Annotated in this window: 1 protein-coding gene, 1 tRNA gene and 1 rRNA gene; all 3 read left to right on the top strand. The window is 43.1% G+C overall.

The window, feature by feature from the left end; translation table 11 throughout:
- Nucleotides 1–179: 179 nt before the first annotated feature.
- The 3 genes from rrf (at nucleotide 180) to UF06_RS26315 (ending at nucleotide 773) form a co-directional block, all read left to right on the top strand.
- Nucleotides 180–295 (top strand): 5S ribosomal RNA (gene rrf, locus UF06_RS15910).
- A 69-nt stretch (nucleotides 296–364) separates the two neighbouring features.
- Nucleotides 365–455 (top strand) — tRNA-Ser (locus tag UF06_RS15905).
- Nucleotides 456–542: 87 nt separating this feature from the next.
- Nucleotides 543–773: a DUF6538 domain-containing protein gene (locus UF06_RS26315; protein ID WP_139046385.1), complete on the top strand. Its 231-nt coding sequence runs from the start codon at nucleotides 543–545 to the stop codon at nucleotides 771–773.
- The last annotated feature ends 94 nt before the right edge of the window (nucleotides 774–867 follow it).

Genomic DNA, 867 nt, shown 5'->3' with positions numbered 1-867 from the left:
TAGGCAGGGTGTGTAAGCGCTGTGAGGCGTTGAGCTAACCTGTACTAATTGCCCGTGAGGCTTAACCATACAACACCCAAAGGGTTTTGGTGGACTCGATACAAGAACGAATTGAATGTGTTGAAAAGAACTTAAACAGCTTTCCAGATTATTCTCTAGAAATAGAGAGAAAGAATTTGCTTGGCGACCATAGCGTTTTGGACCCACCTGATTCCATCCCGAACTCAGAAGTGAAACGAAACAGCGTCGATGGTAGTGTGGGGTCTCCCCATGTGAGAGTAGAACATCGCCAGGCTTTATATATTGTTATCCGTTATACGGATAACTACATCGTCAGTGTACTAATCTGTTGATGACAATTTGTGGAGAGATGGCTGAGTGGTTGAAAGCACCGGTCTTGAAAACCGGCGTACGTTAATAGCGTACCTAGGGTTCAAATCCCTATCTCTCCGCCACTTTTAAATGAGCAAAGCTCTGATTTTTCAGGGCTTTTTTCATATCTGATGCATACCAAAAGTCACCACTACATAGAGGTGATACATATGTATCTATTAAAACTCCCTTCCAGTGTTTACTACCACCGCTCCCCTGTACCTGTTTCACTGCGTGAACGAGGCTTTCCAAACGAAGTTCGCCTTTCTCTACTTACCAAAGATCGCCAAATTGCATTAGAGCGCAATATCCATGTATCTCTAGCAGTGAAGCAAAAATTCAGCCTTGCCTTTACCGATGACACACTAATACCAATCTGGAAAATTAACTGGTCAGATTAATCCACTCTCTTGTACACATCTTGCTAACTCTATCTGTACTGTCCAAGAATCGATTCCAAGCCTTGCACACTTTCTCCACGATATCCTCATAATC

This window comes from Vibrio sp. S234-5 (genome assembly GCF_000960595.1).
In the GTDB taxonomy this organism is placed as follows: domain Bacteria; phylum Pseudomonadota; class Gammaproteobacteria; order Enterobacterales; family Vibrionaceae; genus Vibrio.
Note: the sequence above shows the minus strand (reverse complement) of the source record. Positions and strands in the feature narration are given on the sequence as shown.